This window comes from Comamonas sp. B21-038, assembly GCF_022387135.1.
Lineage (GTDB): Bacteria > Pseudomonadota > Gammaproteobacteria > Burkholderiales > Burkholderiaceae_C > Comamonas > Comamonas sediminis.
The window spans coordinates 435242-460905 of the sequence record NZ_CP092462.1 but is presented as its reverse complement, the minus strand read 5'-3'; the positions used below and the strand labels follow the sequence as shown (position 1 = coordinate 460905).

Genomic DNA, 25664 nt, shown 5'->3' with positions numbered 1-25664 from the left:
ATGGCAGCAGTCTCGGCAAAGCCGAGCCATGCTACATGGTCAGCAGCACGGCGCCCCAGGTGAAGCCACCGCCCACGCCTTCCAGCATCACATTCTGCCCAGGCTTGACCTGGCCGCTGCGCACCGCATGGTCCAGCGCCAGCGGGATCGAAGCTGCCGAGGTGTTGCCATGCTGGTCCACCGTGACGACGACCTTCTCAGGCGCAAGCTTGAGCTTGCGCGCCGTGCTCATCATGATGCGCAGGTTGGCCTGGTGCGGGATCAGCCAATCGATATCGGCTTCCTGCATATCGGCTTTTTCGAGCGCAGCGCGCGCGGCCTTGTCCAGCACACCAACGGCGAGCTTGAACACGGCCTGGCCATCCATGCGCAGCAGCGGCGAGCCAATCACCTGGCCGCCCGAGACATTGCCCGGCACGCACAGAATGTCGACATGGCTGCCATCGGCATGCAGCTCGGTGGCCAGAATGCCGGGCTTGTCAGAGGCTTCGAGCACCACGGCGCCGGCACCATCGCCAAACAGCACACAGGTGGTGCGGTCATTGAAATCAAGAATGCGGCTGAACACCTCGGCACCCACCACCAGCACACGCTTGGCGCTGCCGGACTTGATCATCGAGTCCGCCACCGTCAGCGCATAGACGAAGCCGCTGCACACCGCCTGCATGTCAAACACCGGGCAGCCATTGGCGATGCCCAGCTTGTTTTGCAGAATCGCGGCGGTCGACGGGAACACCATGTCCGGCGTCGAAGTGGCGACGATGATCAGGTCGATATCGGTGGCCTGGATGTTGGCAGCCTGGAGGGCGTTCTTCGACGCCTCCAGCGCCAGATCGCTGGCTACCACATCGGGCGCTGCAAAATGGCGCGCCTTGATGCCAGTGCGCTCCACAATCCACTCGTCGGAGGTTTCCAGACCGCGCGTGGCCATTTCAGCGGCCAACTCATCATTGGTGACACGACGGGGCGGCAGGTAGCTGCCAGTGCCGATAATGCGGGAATAAATACTCATCGAATTCAGGTAGGAGACGTCACGGTTTTGGCAGCAGCAGCGCTGTCTGCCGACATCAGCAGGGGCGCTGCCGTCTGAATCTTGGTCTGCACACGCCCCAGCAAATCATTGCGGGCGGCATCATAGGCGCGCCGCAAGGCATGCTCATACGCCACCGCGTCGGCCGAGCCATGGCTTTTGAAAACCAGGCCGCGCAATCCGAGCAATGCAGCCCCATTGTAGCGGCGGTGGTCCACCCGCTTCATCAAGCGCGCCAGCACCGGGTAAGCGATCACTGCGGCGATCTTCGTGAGCAGGTTGCGCTTGAACTCCTGCTTGAGCCCGTTGCTGATCATGCTGGCCACGCCTTCGCTGGCCTTGAGCGTGACATTGCCGACAAAGCCATCACAGGTCACGATATCCACCGTGCCCTTGAAGATGTCATTGCCTTCGACATTGCCGTAAAAATTGAGATAACCCGATTGGCCAGCCGTGCGCAGCAGCTCGCCGGCGCGCTTGATGACCTCGCTGCCCTTGATGGCTTCTTCACCAATATTGAGCAGGCCGACGGTGGGGTTTTCGGTGTTTTCGAGGGCGCTGACCAACGCAGAGCCCATGACAGCAAACTGCAGCAGATGCTCTGCCGTGCAGTCCACATTGGCGCCCAGGTCCAGCACCGTTGTGGCGCCGCCCTTGGCATGGGGAAGTTGGGTGGCGATAGCCGGGCGGTCGATGCCCTCCATCGTCTTGAGCACATAACGGGCAATGGCCATCAGCGCGCCGGTATTGCCCGCCGATACGGCCGCCAGGGCTGCACCCGTCTTCACCTGGCTGATGGCTACTCGCATCGAAGAATCCTTCTTCTTGCGCAGCGCCACTTCCACCGGGTCATCCATAGTGACCACTTCGCTGGCAGGCACGATGGTCGCACGCTCGTGCTGAAAAGACTGCAATGCCTCCGCCTGCCCGACCATCAGCAGATGGGCATCCGGGTGGCTATCCAAAAACTTCCTGCATGCGGGCAGCGTGACACGGATACCTGCGTCCCCACCCATGCAATCGACGGCCAGTGTGATCATTCGTTCGGTAATTCTTTGACGTTGTTCGCACCGAGTTCCAGTCCGCCGCGCCCCGCGCCGCTTCCTGGCAAGCAATAAAAAAGGCCCGCGCTACTATGTAGCTGCGGGCCTTTTTTATACAGCTATGGCTTAGGCTTCCGACTTGTTCTTCAGCACTTGGCGGCCACGGTAGAAACCGTTGGGGCTGATGTGGTGGCGCATATGGGTTTCGCCGGTGGTAGGCTCCACAGCGATACCAGGCACGTTCAGTGCGTTGTGCGAACGGTGCATGCCGCGCTTGGAAGGGGATTTCTTGTTTTGTTGAACAGCCATGATGGCTCCTGAGTCTTGAAAGGGTTGGTGACATGGCCTGCGCAATCACAAACGCATGCCCTAAATTTACGCGACTAGCCCATTAAAGACACGAGGGATTCGCGCGAAGCCTCAAATTATAGCAAAGATCGCAAGCAGGCTTCAAGCCACCCACACTAGGATTGGTTTTTATCGATACGCAGCGATGCCAGCGCCGCAAAAGGATTGGCTTTTTCCGCAGGGCGGTCGTCGAAATCCTGGGTGGCGGACTCCAGCTTCACATCGACCGGGCAGACGTCGTGCATCGGCACCATGGGCAAGGCCATCAGCAGCTCGTCCTCGATCAGCTCCAGCGCATCGATCTGGGGCGCCAGCACCAGCACGTCCTCTTCGCTTTCATCGTCCAGCGCGGCCGCCGTGGCCTCGTCCTTCACAAAGCGGAAGGAGCGGCTGCTCTCGACGGCCACATCCACCGGGCGCATGCAGCGCTGGCACTGCAGCTGCATCCCGGTTTCGGCATGCAGATGCAGCCAGGCCTGGCCTGCGCCACCAGCCGATTCCACCCATTCACCATCCAGCACCCAGCGCACAGGCTCGGCCGCAGCGGCCTGGCCGCGCTGGTCTTCAGCCAGCAAACGTGCCAGCTGCCCCAGGGGCAGCTCGCCTTCCAGCGCCGCGTTTTGGTGGGCAAAGGCCTTGATCTCAAGGCGATTGACTGAAAATTCCTTTGTCATGCGCGCCAGTGTAAGAGAATCTGGGCATGTCTGAATCCCTGATGCCCCGCGCCCTTGTACTGGGCTCCACCTCCCGCTACCGGCGAGAGCTTCTGTCGCGTTTGCGCCTGCCCTTCGAGGCGGCCGCCCCCGATGTGGACGAAACCCCACAGCCCGGCGAGAGCCCGGCCGCGCTGGCGCTGCGCCTGGCGCTGGCCAAGGCCCATGCGGTGGCCGCCCAGTACCCCGATGCCATCGTGATCGGCTCGGACCAGGTGGCCGACCTGCATGGCCAGCCCTTGGGCAAGCCGATGGTGCATGACAAAGCCGTAGAGCAGTTGCGCGCAATGAGCGGACAAAGCATGCAGTTCCACACCGCCGTGGCCGTGGTTTGCAAGGCCAGCGGCTTTGCGCAGGCCGATACCGCCGTGGTGCGCACCGTGTTCCGCCCGCTCGATGATGCCGAGATTGAGCGCTACCTGCTTGCCGAAACCCCTTATGACTGTGCCGGTAGCGCCAAGAGCGAAGGCCTGGGCATCACCCTGCTCGACGCCATCGAAAGCGACGACCCCACCGCCTTGATCGGCCTGCCCCTGATCCGCACAGCCCGTTTGCTGCGCGCTGCCGGATTGCTGTTGCCATGACCCAACAAACCACCAAAGGCCGCCTCTTCCTGGTGCCCACTCCCCTCGATTTCGGCTGCGCCACCGAGGCGCCGCTGACCGATGTACTGCCGCTGCACACCGTGCAAGCCGCCGCCCGCATCACCCACTGGGTTTGCGAGAACGCCAAAAGCTGCCGCGCCTTTCTCAAGCGGGTGGATGCCGTGGCGCCCCTGGCCCTGCCACTGCAGCAGCAAAACATTGCCGAGCTGCCGCGCGAAGCCCATAAAAAAGGCGACCACAACCCGCAGACCACCGCCAGCAGCGACAGCAGCAGCCTGATTGCCGCCGCGCTGCAAGGCCATGATGTGGGCCTGGTCAGCGAGGCGGGCATGCCTGCGATTGCCGACCCCGGCAGCTCGGTGGTGCGCGCCGCCCATGATGCGGGCATCGACGTGGTGCCGCTGGTCGGCCCCACCTCGCTGCTGCTGGCACTGGCCGCCAGTGGCCTCAATGGCCAGAACTTTGCGTTTGTCGGCTATGTACCCAGCGATGCCTCCGACCGCAGCGCCCGCCTGCGCGAGCTGGAGCAGCTGGCGCTGCGCCAGGGCCAGACGCAGATCTTCATCGAGACCCCCTACCGCAACCAGGCCCTGCTGGGCGCGCTGCTGCAAACCTTGCAGCCCAACACGCGCCTGTCCATCTCCAGCGGGCTGACCTTGGAGAGCGCCAACACACAAAGCCGCCTGGTCAAGCAGTGGAAGCCGCTCAACACCAGCCTGGACAACCGCACCCCGATGGTATTTGCGATTGGCCGTTGAAGGCCGTTAAAGGCTGCAGCCCTTGCGGCTGCGACCATGAAAAAAGCGGTGCCAAGGCACCGCTTTGTCATTCAACCATGGACCTTGTCAGCGCACACTGGGCAGCAGCGACATGGAGCGCAAGGTACCCACGGCCCCCGCGCCCACCGAGGCACCAAAACGCTTGGCAAAGCGCTCGGCCACATTGTCGCGGCGCGTGTAGTCGACGACCTCTTCCGCACCAACGACATCGCGGGCCACCTGGTCGAGACTGCCCAGGCCATCGGCCAGGCCCAGCTTCACGGCCTCTTGCCCGGTCCAGAACAGGCCGCTGAAGGTGTCATCGGTTTCCTTGAGACGGTCACCCCGGCCCTGGCGCACCACCTGGATGAACTGCTGGTGGATCTGGTTGAGCATCTGCTGCGCATAGGCCTTTTGCTTGTCATTCATCGGGCTGAACGGGTCCAGCATGCCCTTGTTCGCGCCAGCGGTGAGCAAGCGGCGCTCCACACCCAGCTTGTCCATCGTTCCGGTAAAGCCAAAACCATCCATCAGCACACCAATGCTGCCGACGATGCTGGCTTTGTCCACATAGATGCTGTCGGCCGCAGAAGCGATGTAGTAGGCGGCCGACGCACAGGACTCCTCGACCACGGCGTACATGGGCTTCTTGTACTGGGCCTTGAGGCGCACGATCTCGTCATTGATCATGCCCGCCTGAACGGGGCTGCCACCAGGCGAATTGATCAACAGCACCACGGCCTTGGCGCCATCGTCCTCGAAAGCGGTGCGCAGCGCGGCAATGACAAATTCGGCACTGGCGTCCGCACCGGAAGCGATCTCACCCTTGAGTTCCACCACCGCAGTGTGCTCGGAGGAGGTTTTGGCGGCCGAGCCATCCGAGCCAAACAGGTAGCTGCCCAATGCAATCACCAAACCCAGCCAGACCAGGCGGAAGAAAATCTTCCAGCGCCGAGCGGCGCGCTGCTCCTTGAGCGTGTCAAAAGCCAGGCGCTCCAGCACCGAGCGCTCCCAGCCCGGGCTGGGAGCTGCGGCAGCGGCGGGCGCCGCAGCGGCCGTCTGCCCCCACAGGTCGGGCGCCGGCGGCGGATTGTGCTGAGGATGGTTATCCATGGGGTTCATCTTAAAAATCAACAGGTTGGAGACGGTTATCCGGGTGCCAATAGACCACGCCATCGCTCTCACTCAGCGCAACCTTGACCAAACCGCCACGACAGGGACCGCCGGCACAGGCTCCAGTATCGGGCACATAGGCCGCGCCGTGGGTAGCACAGAGCAACCAGTTACCTGTGTCGTCGAAAAAACGCCCCGGCTGGTAGTCCATCTCCATCGCCACATGGGTGCAGCGGTTCAAGTAGGCGTGCACGCCATCGTGGTAGCGGATCGCAAAGGCCTGGCAGGCCTGACCGGCGTACAGAAGATCAAAGGCAACCGCCCGTCCGCCGTGCACCAGCGCATCGCTCTGGCACAGGGCCAGCATGGGGGCCGGAACTTCTGCCATCACCACACCTGTTCACCGCGTCTCATCTGACTGTACATACAGACAGTGATTGCACCATAGCTAGGCATGATCCGCCATCCATTGTTGCAATTCAGCAACGGAATGGGCCACATACAAAGGCTTGAAAGCCTCAAACCCACCGTAATGGTGCGCCCCATAGCTCACACCCACGCTGGCACAACCGGCATTGACGGCCATTTGCAGGTCATGCGTGGTGTCGCCCACCATCAGCAGCCGCTCAGGCGCCACATCCAGCTCGGCCATCAGCTCCTGCAGCATCAGCGGGTGGGGCTTGCCTGCTGTCTCGTCCGAGGTGCGCGTCGCATGGAAGCGCCCCTTGAGCAAGGTCGTATCCAGCACCCGGTCCAACCCATGGCGGTTCTTGCCGGTGGCAATGGCCAGCAAGTGGCCGCTGGCGGTCAGCTGGTCCAGCAGTTCCAGAACGCCCTCGAACAAGGTCACCTGCTCCTGGCGCTTGAGGAAATGCAGTCGGTAGCGATTGGTCAGCGCCACCATCTGGTCTTCCGGCACATCGGGCGCGGCATGGCGCAGCGCGCTTTGCAGGCTCATGCCGATGACATACTGGGCCTCTACCAGACTGGGCACCGTACCGCCCACATCCCGCACCGCATCCTGGATCGACAGCGCAATCGCCGCCGTCGAATCAAACAAGGTGCCATCCCAGTCAAAGGCGATCAGGTCAAATTGGCGGGCCATCGGGTATTCTTTCTATATCTGTCACAAAACTGATTCACCGGCCGCCGAGGCTGCCGCCACAAAATCCGCCAGCTCCGGCGGTAACTCTGCGCCCAGTTGCACACGCTCTGCCGTCTGCGGGTGGTTGAACTGCAGGCGCCAGGCGTGCAGAAACATGCGCTTGAGGCCGTGCTTGGCCAGGCGCTTGTTCAGATCGAAGTCGCCATATTTCTCGTCGCCGGCAATCGCATGGCCACTGCTGGCCAGGTGCACGCGAATCTGGTGGGTGCGGCCGGTCTTGATCGTCACCTCCAGCAGGCTCATCGCCGGCAGGCCCAGCGGGTGCCGGGCTGCAAACACCTGCTGCACCTTGACCAGCGAGACCGAGCGCATACCCTCGGGGTCGTCGGCCGTCGTGGCGCGCACGCGGCGCTCGCCGTCGGGCAGCAGGTATTTGCGCAGCGGTGTATCGATCACCTTCTTGTTGGCTGGCCATTCACCGATGACCAGGGCCAGATAGGTCTTGCCCGTCTCGCGCTCACGGAACTGGTCCTGCAGATGGGTCAGGGCCGAGCGCTTCTTGGCCACCAGCAAAATGCCCGAGGTTTCGCGGTCCAGCCGGTGCACCAGTTCCAGAAAGCGGGCATCCGGGTGGGCACGGCGCAGCTGCTCGATGACGCCAAAGCTGACGCCCGAGCCGCCATGCACCGCCACACCGGCGGGTTTGTTGATCGCCAGCATGACATCGTCATCGAGCAACAAGGGAAACTCCCTAGCTGGCACGGCGCGCTCGGCTTCCTCGGGCTTGGCCGCGACGCGTACCGGTGGAATCCGGACCACATCGCCCGGTTGTACGCGAGTGTCCGCTGTCGTGCGGCCCTTGTTGATACGGACTTCACCCTGGCGGATGATGCGGTAGATATGGGTCTTGGGTACGCCCTTGAGGTGGCGCATCAAAAAATTGTCCAGGCGCTGGCCTGCGTCGTCGGGGTGGACCTCGACCAGCCTTACAGCCACTGGGGGTGCTTGTGGACTACGGGGCTCGCCCGGTTTGCCCCCTATAATATGTTTCACCTGCGCGATAGAGTTATTGGTTTACCGGTGAGCAGTTTAATTCACCCACCAGTACCCGCACAGGCCGGTCGATGTCTGGCTGATCGCCTTGCCGCCCCACCTGCATACCAAAAGATTGCGCAGGGGACGCCAAGTGAATCAGGCGGACAGACACATTGAAACAACGAAAAAACAGATTTTTGGCGACCGCTGTCGCAAAGGCCTGCAACCAGGCCCCGCTCAGCTGATCGTCTTCACACCAACATGTTGATTTTGTGGGCTTGGATGGCAACTCTCTGGCACAGCAGCAGCTGTGCGCCAGTGCGTCTTGCCGTGCCCGCTGTGCGCATGTTCTCAGGGCAGATATCCCAGCCGGAGGCAGCCCAGCGCTGGCTGGCCGGGTATTTACATGCCCTCTCCCGCGTGCCTAGATCCTCTGTGCTGACATAAGTATTACCAGCAAACATGACACGCTCTGTGAATTCTTTCGTTTCTCTGCGTCTGTCCCGGCATCTGTGGCTCCAGTAAGAGCCTGTTTATTGTTGGGATTGGAGACAGGTGCCTGACTGACAAAGGCAGCCTGTCCCGCATTACGAAGGACGCGCATCATGAAACGGATGCTGATCAACGCCACGCAAGCTGAAGAGCGCCGCCTCGCCATTGTTGATGGCCAAAAGCTGCTGGACTACGAAATCGAAATCGAAGGCCGCGAACAACGCAAAGGCAATATCTACAAAGCCGTTGTTACCCGGGTCGAACCCTCCCTGGAAGCCTGCTTTGTCGACTACGGCGAAGACCGCCACGGCTTTCTGCCCTTCAAGGAAATCTCCAAGCAGTATTTCGCCGAAGGCGTCTCCCCCAGCCAGGCCCGCATCAATGATGTGATCAAGGAAGGCCAGGAGCTGATCGTTCAGGTCGAAAAGGAAGAACGTGGCAACAAGGGCGCGGCCCTGACCACCTTCATCTCGCTGGCCGGCCGCTATGTGGTGCTGATGCCCAACAACCCCCGTGGTGGTGGTGTCTCGCGCCGCATCGAAGGCGACGAGCGCGCCGAGCTCAAGGAGGCGATGGACCAGCTGGACTACCCCAAGGGCATGTCCATCATCGCGCGCACCGCCGGCATCGGCCGCAGCGCACCCGAGCTGCAATGGGATCTGAACTACCTGCTCAAGCTCTGGGGCGCCATCGACGGCGCAGCCAAGTCGGGCAAGGGCGCCTTCCTGATCTACCAGGAATCGAGCCTGGTGATCCGCGCGATCCGCGACTATTTCCACAATGACATCGGCGACATCCTGATCGACACCGATGACATTTATGAACAAGCCCAGCAGTTCATGGCCCATGTGATGCCTGAGCATGCTGCCCGCGTCAAGCGCTACCGCGATGACGCGCCGCTGTTCAGCCGCTTCCAGATCGAGCATCAGATCGAGTCGGCCTACTCCCGCACCGTGACCCTGCCTTCGGGCGGCGCCATCGTGATCGACCACACCGAAGCGCTGGTCTCCATCGACGTGAACTCGGCCCGCGCCATCAAGGGGGGCGACATCGAGGAAACCGCCACCCGCACCAACCTGGAAGCGGCCGACGAAGTGGCCCGCCAGATGCGCCTGCGCGACCTGGGTGGTCTGATCGTGATCGACTTCATCGACATGGAAGAGTCGAAGAACCGCCGCGATGTGGAAAGCCGCCTGCGTGACGCGCTGCGCCAGGACCGTGCCCGTGTGCAATTCGGCACCATCAGCAAGTTCGGCCTGATGGAAATGAGCCGCCAGCGCCTCAAGCCTGCGCTGAGCGAAGGTGCCCACATCAACTGCCCACGCTGCGGCGGCTCCGGCCACATCCGCGATGCGGAAAGCTCGGCGCTGCAGATCCTGCGCATCATCCAGGAAGAGTCGATGAAGGACAACACGGCAGCCGTCAACTGCCAGGTGCCGGTCGAAGTCGCCTCCTTCCTGCTCAACGAAAAACGTACCGAAATCCAGAAGATCGAGCTCAAGCAGCGCGTGTCCGTCACCATGGTGCCCAACAAGGCGCTGGAGACCCCGCACTACAAGCTCGAGCGCATGAAGCACGACGACCCCCGTCTGGACTCGATGGAGGCGAGCTACAAGCTGGCTGACCCCGAAGAGGAAAGCCTGGGCTTCACCCGCCGCTCGCAAGAGCCGACCAACAAGCAGACCCCGGTCATCAAGGGCGTGCTGCCCGATGCACCGGCGCCGATTGCCGAGCCACGCCCGGCACCTGCTGCCCGTACCGCCAATCCGCAAAACGGCAAGCCGGCAGGCGCCCCCGCCGCAGCGCCCGCTGCAGCTCCTGTGGCCGCACCGCAAAAGGGCTTCTTCGCCTGGCTCAAGCGCTTCTTCGGCATGGCCCCTGAGCCCGCACCGGCTCCCGTGCCTGCACCAGCAGCAGCACCGGCTGCCGACGCCCGCCGTGAAAACCGCGATGGCCGCAACGCCAACAACCGTGGCGGCCGTGGGGACCGTGCAGAGCGCGGCGACCGTGGTGACCGCAAGGACGGCAACCGCCCGGCCCGTGGCGAGCGCGCCGAAGGCGAACAACGCGGTGAGCGCAATGGCCGTGGCAACAATGGCTCGGCCGACGGCAGCCGCAGCCCCCGTGGCGGCGACCAGGAAGGCCGCAACCGCCGTGGTGAGCGCGGTGACCGCCAGGAGCGCAGCCGCCGTGACGACGCCCCGCTGAACCCGCAAGCCGGCGACAACGCCGCCGCCAACGGCGAGCGCCAGGAACGCGCACCCCGCCCCGAGCGCGCTCCCCGCGAGCCGCGTGAAGGCCGCCGCGACCGTGGTGAGCGCCAGGACCGCCGCAACAACAACGGTGAAGAGGCGGCCCAGCCCCTCAACGCCGTCGCACCGGCACCCCTCAACGCTGATGCGGTGATTGCCTCCCTGCCCTCGCTGGACCTGGATACCGGCAACCAAGCCGCACCAGGCGCTGCTGATGCAGACGGCGCAACGCCAGAACGCCGTGAGCGCCGCTCGCGTGACCGCTATGGCCGCGACCGCCGCAACCGTGGTGAGCGCGAGCGCAATGGCCGTGACGAGCAGGCCGAAGGCGACAACGCCGCCGCCGACTCGGGCTTTGGCGCCGATGCCGCCCCTGCCGTGCCGCAAGACACCGACGAGGCACCACGCCGCAGCTACTTCAACGCAGCGCCTGCCGCCGCACCGGTAGAAGCCCCAGCGCCCGCCGTGGCCGATGTGGTACCGGCTCCTGCCGCTGTGGCGCAAGCCGAGGTACCGGTTGCGGCCCAGGAAGCTGCACCCGTGGCCGCTGTGGCTCCAGCCGTGCCTGCCGCCCCCGTCGCAGCAGCACCGGTGGTTGCAGCCCCTGCGCCCGTCGCTGCCGAGCCAGCCAAGGCCGGTCTGCCAGCGATTGCCAGCTACAGCCTGCCGCTGGATGCACTGCACCAGATCGCCAGCACCGCAGGTCTGCAATGGATCAACTCCGATGCCGACAAGATCGCCGCCGTGCAAGCGGCCATCGCCGCCGAGCCCAAGCCGGTGCATGTGCCGCGTGAGCGCCAGCCCGTGGTGCAGATCGACCAGGGCCCGCTGATCCTCGTCGAGACCCGCAAGGATCTGACCGACCTGGTCCTGCCCTTTGAGCGCGAAACCGCTTAAAAAACGCTGACCCAGCAACCCTCAGGCCGGAGCGATCCGGCCTGTTTCATTGATGGAGCCCCTGATGCTGTTTCTGCTCTCGCCCGCCAAATCTCTGGACTATGAAACCCCGCTGCCTGCCGGCCTGCCCAGCACGCAGCCCCAGTTCATCCCCCAGTCCAAGGCCTTGATCGCGGTGCTGCGCACCCAGTCGCCGCAGCAGATCGCCAGCCTGATGGACATCAGCGACAAGCTGGCCGCGCTGAATGTGGCCCGCTATGAGGCCTGGTCGCCCAAGTTCAGCAGCAAGAACGCGCGCCAGGCCATCATGGCCTTCAATGGCGATGTCTATGACGGCCTGCAGGCCTCCACCTTGAGCGCCAAGCAGCTGGACTGGGCGCAGTCCCATCTGTGCATGCTCAGCGGTCTCTACGGCGTGCTGCGCCCGCTCGATCTGATGCAGCCCTATCGGCTGGAGATGGGTACGCGCCTGGCCACCGAGCAGGGCAGCAACCTCTACCATTTCTGGGGCACGCAGATCGCCGACTACCTCAATGCGCAGCAGGCCGGCCAAGATAAGCCGGTGGTCGTCAACCTGGCCTCGCAGGAGTACTTCAAATCGGTCGACCGCAAGGTGCTGCGCGCCCGCGTCATCGACTGCAGCTTTGAGGACTACAAGAACGGCCAGTACAAGACCATCAGCTTCTTTGCCAAGAAGGCCAGGGGCATGATGGCGCGCTACGCCATCGAGCACCAGACCAAGACGCCGGCGGCGTTGAAGAAGTTCGGCACTGCAGGCTACGCCTTCACGCCCGAGGCCTCGAGCGAAGACCATTTCGTGTTCAGGCGCAAGGTCGATTGATGGGACTTTGATGCACAATGGGCCGCGAAAGGAATCTGATGACAGCCTCGCAACCCCTCACCCCGGAACTGCGCGCCTGGATCATTGATCAGGCGAGCGCAGGCGTCAGCGCCGACCGCGTGTTCAAAGCCATGTGCGATGCCGGCTGGAATGCCGATGTCGCCGAGTCTGCGATGGAATCGGTGCTGACCGAGCACCTCGCGCAGTTGCAGGCGAGCAGGGAGACCGTAGCGGCTGCCTCTGCGCCTGCCGTCTCGTCCCGTCCGCTGCCCGAACCCAATCTGGCGCAATCGCCCTCCACCATTGATGTCGGTGACCGCGAAGTCAGCGTGCTGCTGTCTCTGCAGCACCCGCGTGTCGTCGTCTTCGGCAACCTGCTGTCCGACGAGGAGTGCGATGCCATCATCGCCGCCGCTGAGCCGCGCATGCAGCGCTCGCTGACCGTCGAGACGCAGACCGGCGGCGAAGAAGTCAATGCCGACCGCACCAGCGATGGCATGTTTTTTCAGCGTGAGGAAACACCTGCCGTCGCTGCGCTGGAGCGCCGCATCGCCAAGCTGGTCAACTGGCCCGAGAACCATGGCGAAGGCCTGCAGGTGCTGCACTACCGGCCCGGTGCCGAGTACAAGCCGCACTACGACTACTTCGACCCGACCCAGCCCGGCACGCCGACGATCCTCAAACGTGGCGGCCAGCGCCTGGCCACCCTGGTGATCTACCTGAACAACCCGCAAGCCGGCGGCGGCACCAGCTTCCCCGATGTGGGGCTGGAAGTCGCACCGCGCCGTGGCAATGCCGTGTTCTTCAGCTACCCCGCGCCCGACCCTGCAACCAAGAGCCTGCATGGCGGCTCGCCAGTGATCGCCGGCGAGAAATGGATCGCCACCAAGTGGTTGCGCGAGGGCGAATTCAAGTAAACCGCAGCCGCCGCCTGGCCCCGCGCAGGCAGCGGCCGCTTTTTGTTCCACAGCATGACCGTCTCCCCTTCGCCCGAGCAATCGCCCCTGGGCCAGCGCTCCGCCTACATCGACCAGTACGACCCTACCCTGCTCTTCCCGCTGCCCCGCCAGGCCAAGCGCGACGAGATCGGCCTGCAGCCCGACAAGCTGCCCTTTTTTGGCGCCGACCTGTGGACGGCCTATGAAGTCTCCTGGCTCAACCTGCGCGGCAAGCCCCAGGTCGCGCTGGTGAGCTTCACGATTCCCTGCGAAACACCCAACATCGTCGAGAGCAAGTCCTTCAAGCTCTACCTCAACAGCTTCAACAACAGCCGCTTTGCCTCGGCCGATGAGGTGCGGGCCAAGCTGCTGGCCGATATCAGCGAAGCCGTATGGCGCGGCGCGCCCTACCAAGCCTCGGTCGGCGTGCAGATGATAGACCCCGAGGTGTTCGACACCCTGCCACTGCAGGAGCTCGACGGCCTGAACCTGGACCGGCTGGACATCGACTGCGAGCACTACCAGCCCCAACCGCAGTTGCTGCGCGCCGCCTTTGACGAGGCGCCCGTCACCGAGACCCTGTGCAGCCGCCTGCTCAAGAGCAACTGCCTGGTCACCGGCCAGCCCGACTGGGGCAGCGTGCGCATCAGCTACACCGGCCCGGCGATCGACCAGGAGCGCCTGCTGCAGTACATCGTGAGCTTTCGCAACCACAACGAGTTCCACGAGCAGTGTGTCGAGCGCATGTTTGTCGACATCTGGAAGCACTGCAAGCCGATCCGCCTGACGGTCTACGCCCGCTACACGCGCCGGGGTGGCCTGGACATCAACCCGCTGCGCACCAGCCAGCCGATGGCCCTGCCGGCCAATATCCGCACAGCCCGGCAGTAAGCGCGCCTCAATCCAGATCGTCGAACAGCGGCAAGGTGTAGGGGTCGGCCTTTGGCTCCGCAACACCCAGGCGGCCTTGGGCTTGGCGCATTGCCTGCCCGTCGCCCACCAGCCCTTGGGCCAAGGCCTGCTCCAGCGGCAGCAGGCCGCCTACCCGCACCCCCAAGAGCCGCAGGCGCTGGTCCAACGGTGCGCGCTTGAGGCACTGGCCCGCCGCATACCGGATGGCGGCGGCGTCCTGGGTGTAGAGCGGCAGGCTGTGGTCGCGTGTGGCAATCCGAAAGTCCGGGTAGCGCAGCTTGATGCCAATCGTGCGCCCCACATAGCCCTTGCGCTGCAAGTCGGCGGCCACCATCTGGCACAGCTCGGTAAAGATGGCCCCCAGCTCGGCCTTGTCGCGCACGGCATGCAGATCGCGGTCAAACGTGGTCTCGCGGCTCATCGATACCGGCTCGCTCTCGGTCACCACGGGCCGGTTGTCCCGTCCCCAGCTCGATGCATGCAACCAGGCGCCGTAGCTGCGGCCAAAGTGTTCCACCAACCAGGGCAGGTCCTTGGCGGCCAGATCGCCCAGCGTGTGGATGCCCAGCGCCTGCAGCTTGGCATCGGCCTTGGGGCCCACGCCATTGATCTTGCGGCAGGCCAGCGGCCAGATCATCGTTTGCAGATCGCTCTCGAGCACGATGGACACGCCATTGGGCTTGTTGAACTCGCTGGCCATCTTGGCCAGTTGCTTGTTGGGGGCCACCCCCACCGAGCAGGTCAGCCCGGTGGCCGCATGGATGGCCGCCTGCATCCGCAGCGCCAGGCTGCGGCCATGGTCGTCCTGACCGCCCTCGACATGGGTGAAGTCGATGTAGACCTCGTCCACGCCCCGGTCCTCCATCTGCGGCGCCATCGCGGTGATGATGGCCTTGAACTGGCGCGAAAAATGCCGGTAGCGCGCAAAATCCACCGGCAGCAAAATGGCCTGCGGACACAGCTTGGCCGCCTTCATCATGCCCATCGCCGAGCCCACGCCAAAGGCGCGCGCCGGATAGGTGGCCGTGGTGATCACGCCCCGGCCCACATAGTCCTTGAGCTGCGGAAAAGCCTCGGGCGGGATGGCGTCGAGCCGGTCGCCATAGCGCGCTTTCAGCGCCTCATCTTCGGCCCGGCGGCCCCCGCCGATGATGACCGGCAGGCCCTTGAGCTGCGGGTAGCGCAGCAGCTCGGCCGAGGCATAGAAGGCATCCATGTCCAGATGCGCAATGCGGCGGCGCGGGGGCAGAACAGGCGGCGATGGCGGGGGGGCGGAGCACACCTGGCTATTGTCCCCCAGCGCGGCGCGGCTTGCAGCCGCCCCCGGTGCAGATGCCGCCGCTGTGGGGCTATCGTGTGGCTCAGTGGTCGTGGTGCAGATAGGCGGCCTGCTTGGGCAGGCGCAGACTGAACAGGAAGGCAATCACCATCATCACCGTCACATACCAGAAGAAGGCATTTTCATGGCCGGCATTCTTCAGTGCCAGCGCGACGAACTCGGCCGATCCACCAAAAATCGCATTCGCCACCGCATAGGCCAGGCCCACGCCCAGCGCACGCACTTCCGGCGGGAACATCTCCGCTTTGACGATGCCCGAGATCGAGGTGTAGAAGCTCACAATCGCCAGCGCGACAAGGATCAGCAGCCCGGCCGTGACCGGCGACGAGGCCTGGTGCAGGGTGGTCAGAATCGGCACTGTGCCCAGGGCACCCAGCGCGCCAAACAGCATCATGCTGGTGCGCCGGCCAATGCGGTCGGACAGCGCGCCAAACAGCGGCTGCATGCACATGTACACAAACAGGCAGACGGTCATCACATAGCTGGCCGTCTTGATCGGCAGGCCCACGCTGTTGACCAGGTACTTCTGCATGTAGGTGGTGAAGGTGTAGAAGATCAGCGAGCCGCCGGCGGTATAGCCCAGCACGGTGACAAAGGCGCGCCAGTGGTGCTTGAAAAGGTTGCCCAAGGTGCCGGTTTCCTTGTTCTGCATGGCCTCGGTGGACTGGGTCTCATGCAAGGTGCGGCGCAGCAGCATCGCCACAACCGCCGCAGCAGCACCCACGACAAAGGGGATGCGCCAGCCCCAGGCACGCAGCTCGGCGTCGCTCAGTACGGCTTCCAGAATCACGATCAGCAGCACGGCCAGCAACTGGCCGCCGATCAGGGTGACATACTGGAACGACGAGAAAAAGCCGCGCTGGCCCTTGAGGGCCACTTCGCTCATATAGGTGGCCGTGGTGCCATATTCACCGCCCACCGACAGGCCCTGGAACAAGCGGCAGAGCAGCAGCAGGAACGGCGCCCAGGCGCCAATCTGTGCATAGGTCGGCAGGCAGGCAATCACCAGCGAGCCGGCGCACATCATCGTCACCGAGATCAGCATCGATTTCTTGCGGCCGTACTTGTCGGCAATGCGGCCAAACAGCCAGCCGCCGATCGGGCGCATCAAAAAGCCGGCAGCAAAGACGCCGGCGGTGTTCAGCAGCTGTACGGTGGGGTCACCCTTCGGAAAGAAGGCCGCGGCAAAGTAGATGGCCGAGAAGGCATAGACATAGAAGTCAAACCATTCCACCAGGTTGCCCGACGAGGCCGCCATGATGGAGAAAATGCGGTGGCGCTTTTCTTCCGGGCTGTAATGGGGCGGCGTAGTGGCCGAAGCCTGGGCGGCCGACGGCCCAGCGCTTGGCGTGGAGGGTGTTGTCATTGGAGTGGTCCCGTATAGCAATGCAGACCATGATGCGCCGCCCGCGAGACCCCCTGATGTCAGACGGGCGCTGAATTTCCAGCGCGCAGCCCCTCCAGGATTAAAGTTGAGTGCAGATCACCACAATGCCGACCAGCATCAGCGCAATGCCCCACTTCTCGTTGCGGCGCAGCTGCTCCTTGAGCACCCGGCGCGAGACCAGGTAGCTGAACACCACCTCAACCATACCCAGGGTGCGCACCGAGGCGGCGCTTTGCAGCGCATAGGCGCTGAACCAGGCGAGAGACGCGGCACTGCCCATGCAGCCCGCCAACAGCGACACGCGCCAGGCCTTGGCAATGCGCAGCAGCACGCCGCGGTCACGCCAGAGGAACCAGGCGCCCATCGCCAGGGTCTGCATGCACTGCGCAATGAACACGCCCCAGGCGCCCGACAGCAGCGCGCTGGGCGCATTGAGCGCCAGCGCGGCACCCCGAAATCCCACGGTCGCGATCGCAAAGCAGGCGCCGCAAATGAGGCCATACATCGCGGCCTTGCTGCGCCAGTCGAGCTTGGCGCCGATCTGGCGCGGCGGCAGGGACAGCAGCGCCACGCCCAGGGTGGCAATGGCCATCGCCGCCAGCGCCCAGTAGGTGGGCAGCTCGCCCAGAAAGACCGCGCCAAACAGCGCCACCTGCAGCACCTCGGTTTTGGACAGGGTCACGGCGACGGCAAAATTGCGCTGCTGCATCGCCAGCAGCAGGGCGCCGGTCGCGGCGATCTGGAAGAACGCGCCCAGCGCCAGCCAGCCAAAATAGGCGCCCGTCCAATGTGCAATCTCAGGCGCTTTTGCAGGCAAGGTGTAGAGCAGCACCAGCGCCAGCGCGGCCAGCGGCAGGCCATAGAGAAAGCGCACCAAGGTCGCAGCCCAGGTGCCCAGGTCGCGGGTCAGCGAGCGCTGCGCCGCATTGCGCGCCGTTTGCGCGATGGCGGCAAATACCACCAGTGCCATCCACCAGCCACCCCATTGCATTCCCGCTCCGTCAGCCATCACCGCATCCACTTCATCACTAGGGCCCCGATGGTAGGCGATCACTGCCCTTTGTGCGCCTGCATTTGGCGATGCGAGCCTGCGGCATCAAGAGGGGCCAGCACCCGGCCTGCTCCTGCCTCACTCAATAAGGCTGGGGATAGGTGCCGGGCACCAGAATCCGCTGGTCCACGTTGTTGATGTTGGTGTGGCCGCAGAAGGCCATCGACACATCCAGCTCCTTGTGGATGATCTGCAGCGCGCGCGTCACCCCTTCCTGGCCATAGGCACCCAGGCCGTACAGAAAGCTGCGGCCGATCAACGTGCCCTGGGCACCCAGCGCGCGGGCCTTGAGGACATCCTGGCCACTGCGGATACCGCTGTCCAGCCAGACCTCGATGTCCTTGCCGGCAGCCTGCACGATCGATGGCAGTGCATCGATGGTCGCCGGTGCGCCATCGAGCTGGCGGCCCCCGTGGTTGCTGACGATCAGCGCGTCCGCGCCGGTCTCTGCAGCCAGCCGCGCATCCTCGGCTTCCATCACGCCCTTGAGGATCAGCTTGCCGCCCCAGCGTTTCTTGATCCACTCCACATCGCCCCAGTTCAGGCAGGGGTCAAACTGGTCAGCCGTCCAGGACGACAGCGAACTCACATCGGCCACGCCATCGACATGGCCGACGATATTGCCAAAGGTGCGGCGCTTGGTGCCGAGCATGCCCATGCACCAGCGCGGCTTGGTCGCCAGGTTGAGGAGGTTCTTCAAGGTGGGCTTGGGCGGGGTGGACAGGCCGTTCTTGATGTCCTTGTGGCGCTGGCCCAGGATCTGCAGATCCAGGGTGAGCTGCAAGGCCGAACAGTTCGCCGCCTTGGCCCGGTCGATCAGGCGCTCCATGAAGCCCCGGTCGCGCATCACATAGAGCTGGAACCAGAACGGGTGGCGGCCGGTGTGCTCGGCCACATCTTCGAGCGAGCAGATGCTCATCGTCGACAGGGTGAACGGAATGCCAAAGGCCTTGGCCGCGCGGGCCGCCAGGATCTCGCCATCGGCATGCTGCATGCCGGTGAGGCCCGTCGGCGCCATGGCCACCGGCATGCTGACCTCCTGCCCCACCATCGTGCTGCGCGTGCTGCGGCCTTCCATATTGACGGCCACACGCTGGCGCAGCTTGATCTTGTGGAATGCTGCCTCGTTGTCCCGGTAGGTGCCCTGGGTGTAGGAGCCCGAGTCCGCATAGTCGTAAAACATCCGGGGCACGCGCTTTTCAGCCAGCACGCGCAAATCTTCAATACATGTGATTTTGGATAAATCAGCCACAAATCTTCCTTGTTATCAAGCCACTGCAGCGGCGCTGGCGGCCAGGCCACTGTGTAACGCGCCCTTCGCTGCGTCCCTGTCGCCCAGGGGGCACAGCCGCCGTCATAGGCGTGTGGACTACGGGTTTTACAGGACTGCAGGCAAACAGTTAGGCCGACATTATGTCGATGTTCTATCCATCCAGGTGTTTTTGTAATAACTGCAGTCTATAGCCCGACCATCCGCCGGCGCTTGCGCTGCGCTACAACGAGGAGTCAGGCATGGTTTGGCAACAGATCTACAACCCGGTGGGCAATATGGTGCTCTCCACCCTGCTGGCGGCGCTGCCGGTGGTCGTCATGCTCGTCGGGCTGGGCTTCTTGCACCTCAAAGCCCATATCGCGGCCGGCGCCGGCCTGGTCTGTGCCTTGCTCATTGCCATCGTGGTCTATGGCATGCCGGCCGATATGGCCGGCCGCGCAGCGGTCTTTGGGGGCCTCACGGGGCTGCTGCCCATTGGCTGGATCGTGCTGAACATCATCTTTCTGCACCAGCTGACCGAGCACAACGGCAGCTTCAAGATCCTGCAGGACTCGATTGCCGGCATCACCGAGGACCGGCGCATCCAGCTGCTGCTGATCGCCTTTGCCTTTGGCGCCTTTTTCGAAGGTGCAGCAGGCTTTGGCACGCCGGTGGCGGTCACGGCGGCGATCCTGATTGGCCTGGGCTTTTCGCCGCTGGCCGCCTCGGGCCTGTCGCTGATTGCCAATACCGCGCCCGTCGCCTTCGGTGCGCTGGGCACGCCGGTGATCACCTTGGCCAAGGTCCATGGCTATGACGTGATGGAGGTCACCGCGATGGTGGGCCGCCAGCTGCCGTTCTTCTCGGTGCTGGTGCCCTTCTGGCTAATCTGGGCCTTTGCCGGCCGCAAGGCGATGATGGAGATCTGGCCGGCCATCCTGGTCACCGGCCTGTCGTTTGCGATCCCGCAGTACCTGGTGTCCAACTTCATCGGTCCGGAGCTGGTCGACATCATTGCCGCCATCGTCTCGATGGGCTGCCTGATCGGCTTTCTGCGCGTGTGGCAGCCCAGGACCATCTGGCGCAGCACCTCGCTCAAGGGCCGCGACACCAGCGAAGACACCACGGCCCAGCCACGTGCCGTGGTGGCACATGCCCGCGCCGATGTGATCCGCGCCTGGACGCCCTGGGCCATCCTGACCGTGTTCGTGTTCATCTGGGGCCTGCCGTCGGTCAAGGCCGCGCTCAACGGCCTGTTTGCACCGTCCTTCCCGATGACCGGCCTGCACAACATGATCGAGAAGGTGCCGCCCGTCGTGCCCCAGCCCACCAAGGAAGGCGCGGTCTATGTGCTCAACCTGCTGTCGGCCACCGGCACCGGCATTCTGCTGTCGGCCATCGTCGGCGGCCTGGTGATGAAGTACAGCCCATTGGGCCTCATCAAGCAGTTCTTCAAGACGATCTGGCTGGTGCGTTTTTCGCTGCTGACCATTGTGCTGATGCTGGCGCTGGGCACCCTCACCCGCTACTCCGGCACCGACACCACCTTGGGTCTGGCCTTTGCCAACACCGGTGTGCTCTACCCCTTCTTTGGCACGATGATGGGCTGGCTGGGCGTGGCGCTGACCGGTTCGGACACCGCGTCGAACGTGCTGTTTGGCGGCATGCAGAAGGTCGCTGCCGAGCAGCTGGGCCTGTCGCCCAACCTGATGGGCGCGGCCAACAGCTCGGGCGGCGTGATGGGCAAGATGATCGATGCCCAGTCCATCGTCGTGGCCTCCACCGCCACGCGCTGGTTCAACCATGAAGGCGACATCCTGCGCTATGTGTTCTTCCACTCGGTGGCTCTCGCCACCTTGGTGGGCATCTTTGTCACCTTGCAGGCCTATGTCTACCCCTTCACGTTGATGGTGGTGAAGTAAGGTCAGCAAAACGGGGCTCGCCAAGGAGCCCCGTTCACCGCATCCGGTCCGTTAAACGGCAGGCACCGCAGGGTTGAGGCTGTACAAGCCGGTGATGCTGGCCTGGCCCAGCACGGAGGCCTGGGCCAAGGCCGCGCGCACCCGGGCGCCGGTCAGTTCGCCCTCGATGGCCAAGGTCGGCGTGGCCAGCGCATAGACCGTGAACACATAGTGGTGCACCAGGCTGTCGTTCCACGGTGGGCAGGGGCCGTCATAGCCGTAGTACTCGCCTTGCATCTGCGCATCCCCGGCAAACCAGCCGGTGTAGTCGTTGATGCCATGGCGCAGGCCCTGGGGCGCAGCGGGGCCGGGCTTGCCATGGGCGGTGATGCCGTCCGACTGCGCACCAGCGGCGATCTCGGTGGTGGTGGCTGGAATGTCCAGCAGCAGCCAGTGGTAGAAATCGACCCGTGGCAGATCGGCTGGCACGGTGCGGCCTTCCTGGTTCACATCGTCGCCCCGGCTGGGCACATCGGGGTCATGGCAGACGATGACAAAGGACTGGGTGCCGGCGGGCACATCGCGCCAGGCCAGGTGCGGGTTGCGGTTGGACGACAGCAGGACATGGGCGGTGGCGTCGGGCACCGCAAAAGCGAACTCGCCAGGAATGGCCTGGCCGTCTTGAAAGCTGTGGCTGCTGAGCTGCATCTGATAAATCCTTTGCGGGTATGAAAAAAGCCAAAGGGCCTCGGCCGGGACCGGGACGCTTTGGCAAATTCTAGGTTGCTGCCGCGCAGCTGTCAGTCAGGCGGCCTCTGACAGGCGAGGCTCAATGCCCGCCGATATAGGCGAACTTGAACAGGAACAGCGCCGCAATGATCCAGACCATCCAGTGCACCTCGCGGGCCCGGCCGGTGAACAGCTTGATGGCGGCGTAGGAGATGAAGCCAAAGGCCAGGCCGTTGGCGATCGAGTAGGTAAAGGGCATCATCACCGCAGTGATGGCGGCGGGAATGGCCTCGGTGGTGTCGGCCCAGTCGACCTCGGTCAGCTCCTTGAGCATCAGGCAGGCCACAAACAGCAGCGCGGGCGCGGTGGCGTAAGCGGGCACCGAGCCGGCCAGCGGCGCGATGAACAAGCAGGCCAGGAACAGCACGGCCACCGTCACGGCGGTCAGGCCCGTGCGGCCACCGGCCTGCACGCCCGATGCGCTCTCGACATAGGCGGTCGCGCTGGACGTGCCCAGCAGCGAGCCGGCAAAGATCGCGCCACTGTCGGCCAGCAGCGAGCGGTGAAAGCGCTCCATCTTGCCGGGCACCAACAGGCCTGCGCGCTTGGCCACACCCATCAAGGTGCCGGTGGCATCGAACAGCTCGACCAGAAAGAACACCAGCACCACGTTCAGAAAACCACTGGACAGCGCCGTCTTGATATCGAGCTGCAGGAAGGTCGGCGCAATCGACGGCGGAGCCGAGAACACCCCTTGGAACTGGTTGCCGCCAAAGATGAACGAGGCCACAGTAACGGCCAGGATGCCGATCAGGATGGCGCCGGGCACGCGCAGGCGATCCAGCACGACGATCAGGAAAAAGCCCAAGGTGAACAGGATCACCGACGGCGAATGCAGATCACCCAGGGTCACCAGGGTGGCCTTGGATTCCACCACCACGCCGGCGCTCTTGAGCGCAATCAGCGCCAGAAACAGACCGATACCCACGGTGATGGCCACGCGGATGGAGGCCGGTATGCCGTTGATGATCTGATCGCGTATGCGAAAGATGGTCACCAGCAGGAACAGGCACCCGGAGACGAAGACCGCCCCCAGCGCTGCCTGCCAGGTGTAGCCCATGCCCAGCACCACCACATAGGCGAAGTAGGCGTTCAGCCCCATGCCGGGCGCAATCGCAATCGGGTAATTCGCATACAGGCCCATCAGCACCGAGCCCAGCGCCGCGATCAGGCAGGTGGCGACAAACACCGATCCCTTGGGCATGCCCGCATCCCCCAGGATGGAAGGATTGACGAACATGATGTAGGCCATGGTGAGAAAGGTCGTGAGCCCCGCCAGCACTTCGGTCCGTACCGTCGTGCCATGCTCACCCAGCTTGAAATAGTTATCCAGCACACTCATGGCTGCTCCTTGTGGTTATGCATCGTTCAATGGAAGCTGATTCAGATCGAAGGCGGCGAGTATCGCAGTTGCGGGCGCAACCTGCCGGACACCGCCGTCAAAGCCCTGCCTGCACGGCCGCGATGGCGTCCAGCACCGCCTCGGCCGTGGCCGGTGCCCGCAGCGGCGGGCAACAGCCGGGCGCGCCGGTCGCGGCCACCGCATCGCGTATCGCAAACAGCACCGAGAACGGCAGCAGCAGCGGCGGCTCGCCCACCGCCTTGCTGCGGTGGATGGTCTCGTGCGGGTTGGCACCGTCGAACAGCTGCACGTTCAGCACCGGCGGGCAGTCGTTGGCGGTCGGGATCTTGTAGGTGCTGGGGGCATGGGTCATCAAGGCACCGGTCTTGGGGTGCCAGACCAGCTGCTCCATCGTGAGCCAGCCCATGCCCTGGATAAACGCGCCCTCGACCTGGCCGATGTCCACGGCCGGGTTCAGCGACTGGCCCACATCATGGATCACATCGGCGCGCAGCAGCTTGCTCTCGCCGGTCAAGGTGTCCACCACCACCTCGCTGACGGCTGCGCCGTAGGCAAAGTAGAAGAAAGGCCGGCCACGCATCGCCGCGCCATCCCAGGACAGTCCGGGCGTCGCATAGAAACCATCGGACCAGAGCTGTACCCGCTCCAGATAGGCCTGTTTGACCAGGGCCTCAAAACGCAGGGTCTGGCCCGCACAATGCACCTCGTCATTGACAAAGCGTACCGATGCCGGGTCTGCCCCATGCCGGGCCGCCAGGCAGGCGGCCAGGCGCTCGCGAATCTGGCGCGCCGCGTCCTGCGCGGCCTTGCCGTTCAGGTCGGTGCCGGTCGATGCGGCCGTGGCCGAGGTGTTGGCCACCTTGGTCGTGTCGGTGGCCGTCACCCGCACCCGCTCAAAGGCCACGCCCAGCTCATGCGCCACCACCTGGGCCACCTTGGTGTTCAGGCCCTGGCCCATCTCGGTGCCGCCATGGTTGACCAGGATGGAGCCATCGTTGTAGACATGGACCAGTGCGCCAGCCTGGTTGAAATGCTTGACGTTGAACGAGATGCCGAACTTGACCGGCGTCAGCGCCAGGCCGCGCTTGAGCACCGGGCTGCTGGCATTGAAGGCATCGACCTGCGCGCGCCGCGCCCGGTAGTCGCTGCGCGCCTCCAGCTGCGCGACCAGTTCGTCGATGATGTTGTCGTCCACCTCCTGGCCATAGGGCGTGCACTGCCCGCTGTCCTTGGCATAGAAGTTGGCGCGGCGCACATCGAGCGCATCCTTGCCCAGCTGCCGCGCGATGGAGTCCATGATGTTCTCCATCACGATCGCGCCCTGCGGCCCGCCAAAGCCGCGAAATGCGGTATTGCTCTGCGTATTGGTCTTGCCCATGAAGCCGCGCATGCGCACATTGGGCAGCCAGTAGGCATTGTCGAAATGGCACAGCGCGCGGGTCATCACCGGCGCCGACAGATCGGCCGAATGCCCGGCCCGCGAGACCATGGTCACCTCGGCCCCCAGGATGCGGCCAGCATCGTCATAGCCGATGTCGTACTCGTACCAGAAGCAATGGCGCCGGCCGGTGACCATGAAGTCATCGTCGCGGTCCAGCCGCAGTTTGACGGGCCGGCCCAGCTTGCGCGCCGCCACCGCAGCCACGCAGGCAAACAGCGCCGATTGCGATTCCTTGCCGCCAAAGCCGCCGCCCATGCGCCGGCATTCGACATGCACTGCATGGGCCTGAACGCCCAGCGCATGGGCTACCAGGTGCTGCATCTCGCTGGGGTGCTGGGTGGAGCAGAACACATGCATCGCGCCCCCCTCCTTGGGGATCGCGTAGCTGATCTGGCCTTCGAGGTAGAACTGCTCCTGGCCGCCCACTTCCCAGCTGCCCTGCAGCCGGTGCGGAGCCTGGGCGATGGCCTGGCTGGCGCCGCCGGCATCGGTCTCGCGCACCAGCTGCATCGGTGGCATCACATACTGGCCCAGTGCATGGGCCTGCTGCGGCGTCAGCACCGGCTCGGCCTCTTCCACCGTGGCCAGCTTGCGCGCCATCGCGGCCACGCGCCGCGCGGTGTACCGGTCGGCGGCCAGCACCGCAAACATCGGCTGGCCCAGGTAGCGGATCTCGCCATCGCAGAGGATGGGGTCGTCATGGATGATGGAGCCGCAGTCATTGACGCCGGGAATATCGGCGGCCGTCAGCACCGCCACCACCCCGGGCTGCGCACGCAGCGCGTCCAGGTCCAGCGACAGCAGCCGGCCATGGGCCACGGGCGACAAGCCCAGCGCGCAGTGCAGGCTGCCGGCCAGCTCGGGCATATCGTCAATGTAGGCGGCTTCGCCAGCCACATGCAAAGGCGCCGATTCATGGCTGCGGCTGATGCCGACCTGGTGGCCCTGCTGGCGCGCCCGGGCTTCCTGCGCCACATCGATGCGCGCCTTGTGGTTGTCGCGGTAATCGGCAAAGGCTTTGGCGCCGGCCAGTACATGCTTGGGGATCGAGGTGTTCAT

Annotated in this window: 22 protein-coding genes; 7 read left to right on the top strand and 15 right to left on the bottom strand. The window is 64.2% G+C overall.

Going from position 1 to position 25664, the window contains the following annotated elements:
- Nucleotides 1–31 precede the first annotated feature (31 nt).
- From MJ205_RS02060 to MJ205_RS02045, 4 genes are all read right to left on the bottom strand, one after another.
- On the bottom strand, nt 32–1012 hold the full coding sequence (locus MJ205_RS02060; protein ID WP_239810966.1) for a beta-ketoacyl-ACP synthase III: 981 nt from the start codon (nt 1010–1012) through the stop codon (nt 32–34).
- Nucleotides 1013–1017: 5 nt separating this feature from the next.
- Nucleotides 1018–2070, bottom strand: coding sequence for a phosphate acyltransferase PlsX (plsX, locus tag MJ205_RS02055; RefSeq protein ID WP_239810965.1), 1053 nt, complete (start codon nt 2068–2070; stop codon nt 1018–1020).
- A 129-nt stretch (nt 2071–2199) separates the two neighbouring features.
- Nucleotides 2200–2382 (bottom strand): 50S ribosomal protein L32, encoded by a 183-nt coding sequence (gene rpmF, locus MJ205_RS02050; RefSeq protein WP_021027949.1) that lies wholly within the window; start codon nt 2380–2382, stop codon nt 2200–2202.
- Between the two features lie 155 nt (nt 2383–2537).
- The gene (locus MJ205_RS02045; protein WP_239810964.1) at nt 2538–3095 is read right to left on the bottom strand and encodes a YceD family protein; all 558 of its coding nucleotides are present in this window, start codon (nt 3093–3095) and stop codon (nt 2538–2540) included.
- A gap of 26 nt (nt 3096–3121) precedes the next feature.
- Here MJ205_RS02045 and MJ205_RS02040 point away from each other — a divergent pair, with 26 nt between their 5' ends.
- Nucleotides 3122–3718 carry a Maf family nucleotide pyrophosphatase gene (locus tag MJ205_RS02040; protein WP_239810963.1) on the top strand — a complete coding sequence of 199 codons (597 nt, stop codon included), beginning with the start codon at nt 3122–3124 and terminating at the stop codon, nt 3716–3718.
- A complete protein-coding gene (locus MJ205_RS02035; protein ID WP_239810962.1) occupies nt 3715–4497 on the top strand; it encodes an SAM-dependent methyltransferase in 783 nt (260 codons plus the stop codon). The genes MJ205_RS02040 and MJ205_RS02035 overlap by 4 nt, the downstream gene beginning before the upstream one ends.
- Nucleotides 4498–4584: 87 nt before the next feature.
- Here the strand turns inward: MJ205_RS02035 and MJ205_RS02030 are convergent, their stop codons facing one another.
- Genes MJ205_RS02030 through MJ205_RS02015 form a run of 4 tightly spaced genes read right to left on the bottom strand, consistent with a single transcriptional unit; the run spans nt 4585 to nt 7768 of the window.
- Nucleotides 4585–5619, bottom strand: coding sequence for a S49 family peptidase (locus MJ205_RS02030; RefSeq protein ID WP_239810961.1), 1035 nt, complete (start codon nt 5617–5619; stop codon nt 4585–4587).
- 1 nt (nt 5620) lies between these two features.
- Nucleotides 5621–5998 carry a Rieske (2Fe-2S) protein gene (locus MJ205_RS02025; RefSeq protein ID WP_239810960.1) on the bottom strand — a complete coding sequence of 126 codons (378 nt, stop codon included), beginning with the start codon at nt 5996–5998 and terminating at the stop codon, nt 5621–5623.
- Nucleotides 5999–6058: 60 nt separating this feature from the next.
- Nucleotides 6059–6715, bottom strand: a complete 657-nt coding sequence (locus MJ205_RS02020) for an HAD-IA family hydrolase (protein ID WP_239810959.1) — start codon at nt 6713–6715, stop codon at nt 6059–6061.
- Nucleotides 6716–6736: 21 nt separating this feature from the next.
- Entirely contained in the window at nt 6737–7768 is a 1032-nt protein-coding gene (locus MJ205_RS02015) for an RluA family pseudouridine synthase (protein WP_239810958.1), read from the bottom strand.
- 587 nt (nt 7769–8355) lie between these two features.
- Between MJ205_RS02015 and MJ205_RS02010 the strand changes: the two genes are divergently transcribed.
- From MJ205_RS02010 to queF, 4 genes are all read left to right on the top strand, one after another.
- The gene (locus MJ205_RS02010) at nt 8356–11391 is read left to right on the top strand and encodes an Rne/Rng family ribonuclease (RefSeq protein WP_239810957.1); all 3036 of its coding nucleotides are present in this window, start codon (nt 8356–8358) and stop codon (nt 11389–11391) included.
- 64 nt (nt 11392–11455) lie between these two features.
- Entirely contained in the window at nt 11456–12232 is a 777-nt protein-coding gene (gene yaaA / locus MJ205_RS02005; protein ID WP_239810956.1) for a peroxide stress protein YaaA, read from the top strand.
- Between the two features lie 38 nt (nt 12233–12270).
- Nucleotides 12271–13149 carry a 2OG-Fe(II) oxygenase gene (locus tag MJ205_RS02000; protein WP_239810955.1) on the top strand — a complete coding sequence of 293 codons (879 nt, stop codon included), beginning with the start codon at nt 12271–12273 and terminating at the stop codon, nt 13147–13149.
- A gap of 54 nt (nt 13150–13203) precedes the next feature.
- Complete coding sequence (gene queF, locus MJ205_RS01995) at nt 13204–14061, top strand: NADPH-dependent 7-cyano-7-deazaguanine reductase QueF (protein WP_239810954.1); 858 nt, start codon at nt 13204–13206, stop codon at nt 14059–14061.
- A 7-nt stretch (nt 14062–14068) separates the two neighbouring features.
- On the opposite strand, the gene MJ205_RS01990 is transcribed toward queF, so the two are convergent.
- The 4 genes from MJ205_RS01990 to MJ205_RS01975 form a co-directional block, all read right to left on the bottom strand.
- Nucleotides 14069–15298 carry a Y-family DNA polymerase gene (locus MJ205_RS01990; RefSeq protein WP_239812635.1) on the bottom strand — a complete coding sequence of 410 codons (1230 nt, stop codon included), beginning with the start codon at nt 15296–15298 and terminating at the stop codon, nt 14069–14071.
- Between the two features lie 145 nt (nt 15299–15443).
- A complete protein-coding gene (locus MJ205_RS01985) occupies nt 15444–16787 on the bottom strand; it encodes an MFS family transporter (protein ID WP_256460955.1) in 1344 nt (447 codons plus the stop codon).
- 100 nt (nt 16788–16887) lie between these two features.
- Nucleotides 16888–17817 carry a DMT family transporter gene (locus MJ205_RS01980; protein WP_239810953.1) on the bottom strand — a complete coding sequence of 310 codons (930 nt, stop codon included), beginning with the start codon at nt 17815–17817 and terminating at the stop codon, nt 16888–16890.
- A gap of 124 nt (nt 17818–17941) precedes the next feature.
- The gene (locus MJ205_RS01975; protein ID WP_256460954.1) at nt 17942–19111 is read right to left on the bottom strand and encodes an alpha-hydroxy acid oxidase; all 1170 of its coding nucleotides are present in this window, start codon (nt 19109–19111) and stop codon (nt 17942–17944) included.
- Between the two features lie 260 nt (nt 19112–19371).
- Here MJ205_RS01975 and MJ205_RS01970 point away from each other — a divergent pair, with 260 nt between their 5' ends.
- Entirely contained in the window at nt 19372–21033 is a 1662-nt protein-coding gene (locus MJ205_RS01970; RefSeq protein ID WP_239810952.1) for an L-lactate permease, read from the top strand.
- Between the two features lie 51 nt (nt 21034–21084).
- Here the strand turns inward: MJ205_RS01970 and MJ205_RS01965 are convergent, their stop codons facing one another.
- The 3 genes from MJ205_RS01965 to xdhB form a co-directional block, all read right to left on the bottom strand.
- Entirely contained in the window at nt 21085–21720 is a 636-nt protein-coding gene (locus MJ205_RS01965) for a YbhB/YbcL family Raf kinase inhibitor-like protein (protein ID WP_239810951.1), read from the bottom strand.
- Between the two features lie 121 nt (nt 21721–21841).
- Entirely contained in the window at nt 21842–23143 is a 1302-nt protein-coding gene (locus tag MJ205_RS01960; RefSeq protein WP_230772563.1) for an NCS2 family permease, read from the bottom strand.
- 97 nt (nt 23144–23240) lie between these two features.
- Entirely contained in the window at nt 23241–25664 is a 2424-nt protein-coding gene (gene xdhB / locus MJ205_RS01955) for a xanthine dehydrogenase molybdopterin binding subunit (protein WP_239810950.1), read from the bottom strand.

Bases quoted from the DNA above. Each gene is read 5' to 3' on its own strand.
- MJ205_RS01980 (WP_239810953.1), bottom strand. From the start codon at position 17,817: ATGGCTGACGGAGCGGGAATGCAATGGGGTGGCTGGTGGATGGCACTG.
- MJ205_RS02025 (WP_239810960.1), bottom strand. From the start codon at position 5,998: ATGGCAGAAGTTCCGGCCCCCATGCTGGCCCTGTGCCAGAGCGATGCG.
- MJ205_RS01970 (WP_239810952.1), top strand. From the start codon at position 19,372: ATGGTTTGGCAACAGATCTACAACCCGGTGGGCAATATGGTGCTCTCC.
- xdhB (WP_239810950.1), bottom strand. From the start codon at position 25,664: ATGAACACCTCGATCCCCAAGCATGTACTGGCCGGCGCCAAAGCCTTT.
- MJ205_RS01960 (WP_230772563.1), bottom strand. From the start codon at position 23,143: ATGAGTGTGCTGGATAACTATTTCAAGCTGGGTGAGCATGGCACGACG.
- MJ205_RS02020 (WP_239810959.1), bottom strand. From the start codon at position 6,715: ATGGCCCGCCAATTTGACCTGATCGCCTTTGACTGGGATGGCACCTTG.
- MJ205_RS02030 (WP_239810961.1), bottom strand. From the start codon at position 5,619: ATGAACCCCATGGATAACCATCCTCAGCACAATCCGCCGCCGGCGCCC.
- MJ205_RS02045 (WP_239810964.1), bottom strand. From the start codon at position 3,095: ATGACAAAGGAATTTTCAGTCAATCGCCTTGAGATCAAGGCCTTTGCC.
- MJ205_RS02035 (WP_239810962.1), top strand. From the start codon at position 3,715: ATGACCCAACAAACCACCAAAGGCCGCCTCTTCCTGGTGCCCACTCCC.
- MJ205_RS01990 (WP_239812635.1), bottom strand. From the start codon at position 15,298: ATGGATGCCTTCTATGCCTCGGCCGAGCTGCTGCGCTACCCGCAGCTC.
- MJ205_RS02040 (WP_239810963.1), top strand. From the start codon at position 3,122: ATGTCTGAATCCCTGATGCCCCGCGCCCTTGTACTGGGCTCCACCTCC.
- MJ205_RS02060 (WP_239810966.1), bottom strand. From the start codon at position 1,012: ATGAGTATTTATTCCCGCATTATCGGCACTGGCAGCTACCTGCCGCCC.
- rpmF (WP_021027949.1), bottom strand. From the start codon at position 2,382: ATGGCTGTTCAACAAAACAAGAAATCCCCTTCCAAGCGCGGCATGCAC.
- MJ205_RS02000 (WP_239810955.1), top strand. From the start codon at position 12,271: ATGACAGCCTCGCAACCCCTCACCCCGGAACTGCGCGCCTGGATCATT.
- MJ205_RS01985 (WP_256460955.1), bottom strand. From the start codon at position 16,787: ATGACAACACCCTCCACGCCAAGCGCTGGGCCGTCGGCCGCCCAGGCT.
- MJ205_RS02010 (WP_239810957.1), top strand. From the start codon at position 8,356: ATGAAACGGATGCTGATCAACGCCACGCAAGCTGAAGAGCGCCGCCTC.
- yaaA (WP_239810956.1), top strand. From the start codon at position 11,456: ATGCTGTTTCTGCTCTCGCCCGCCAAATCTCTGGACTATGAAACCCCG.
- queF (WP_239810954.1), top strand. From the start codon at position 13,204: ATGACCGTCTCCCCTTCGCCCGAGCAATCGCCCCTGGGCCAGCGCTCC.
- plsX (WP_239810965.1), bottom strand. From the start codon at position 2,070: ATGATCACACTGGCCGTCGATTGCATGGGTGGGGACGCAGGTATCCGT.
- MJ205_RS01965 (WP_239810951.1), bottom strand. From the start codon at position 21,720: ATGCAGCTCAGCAGCCACAGCTTTCAAGACGGCCAGGCCATTCCTGGC.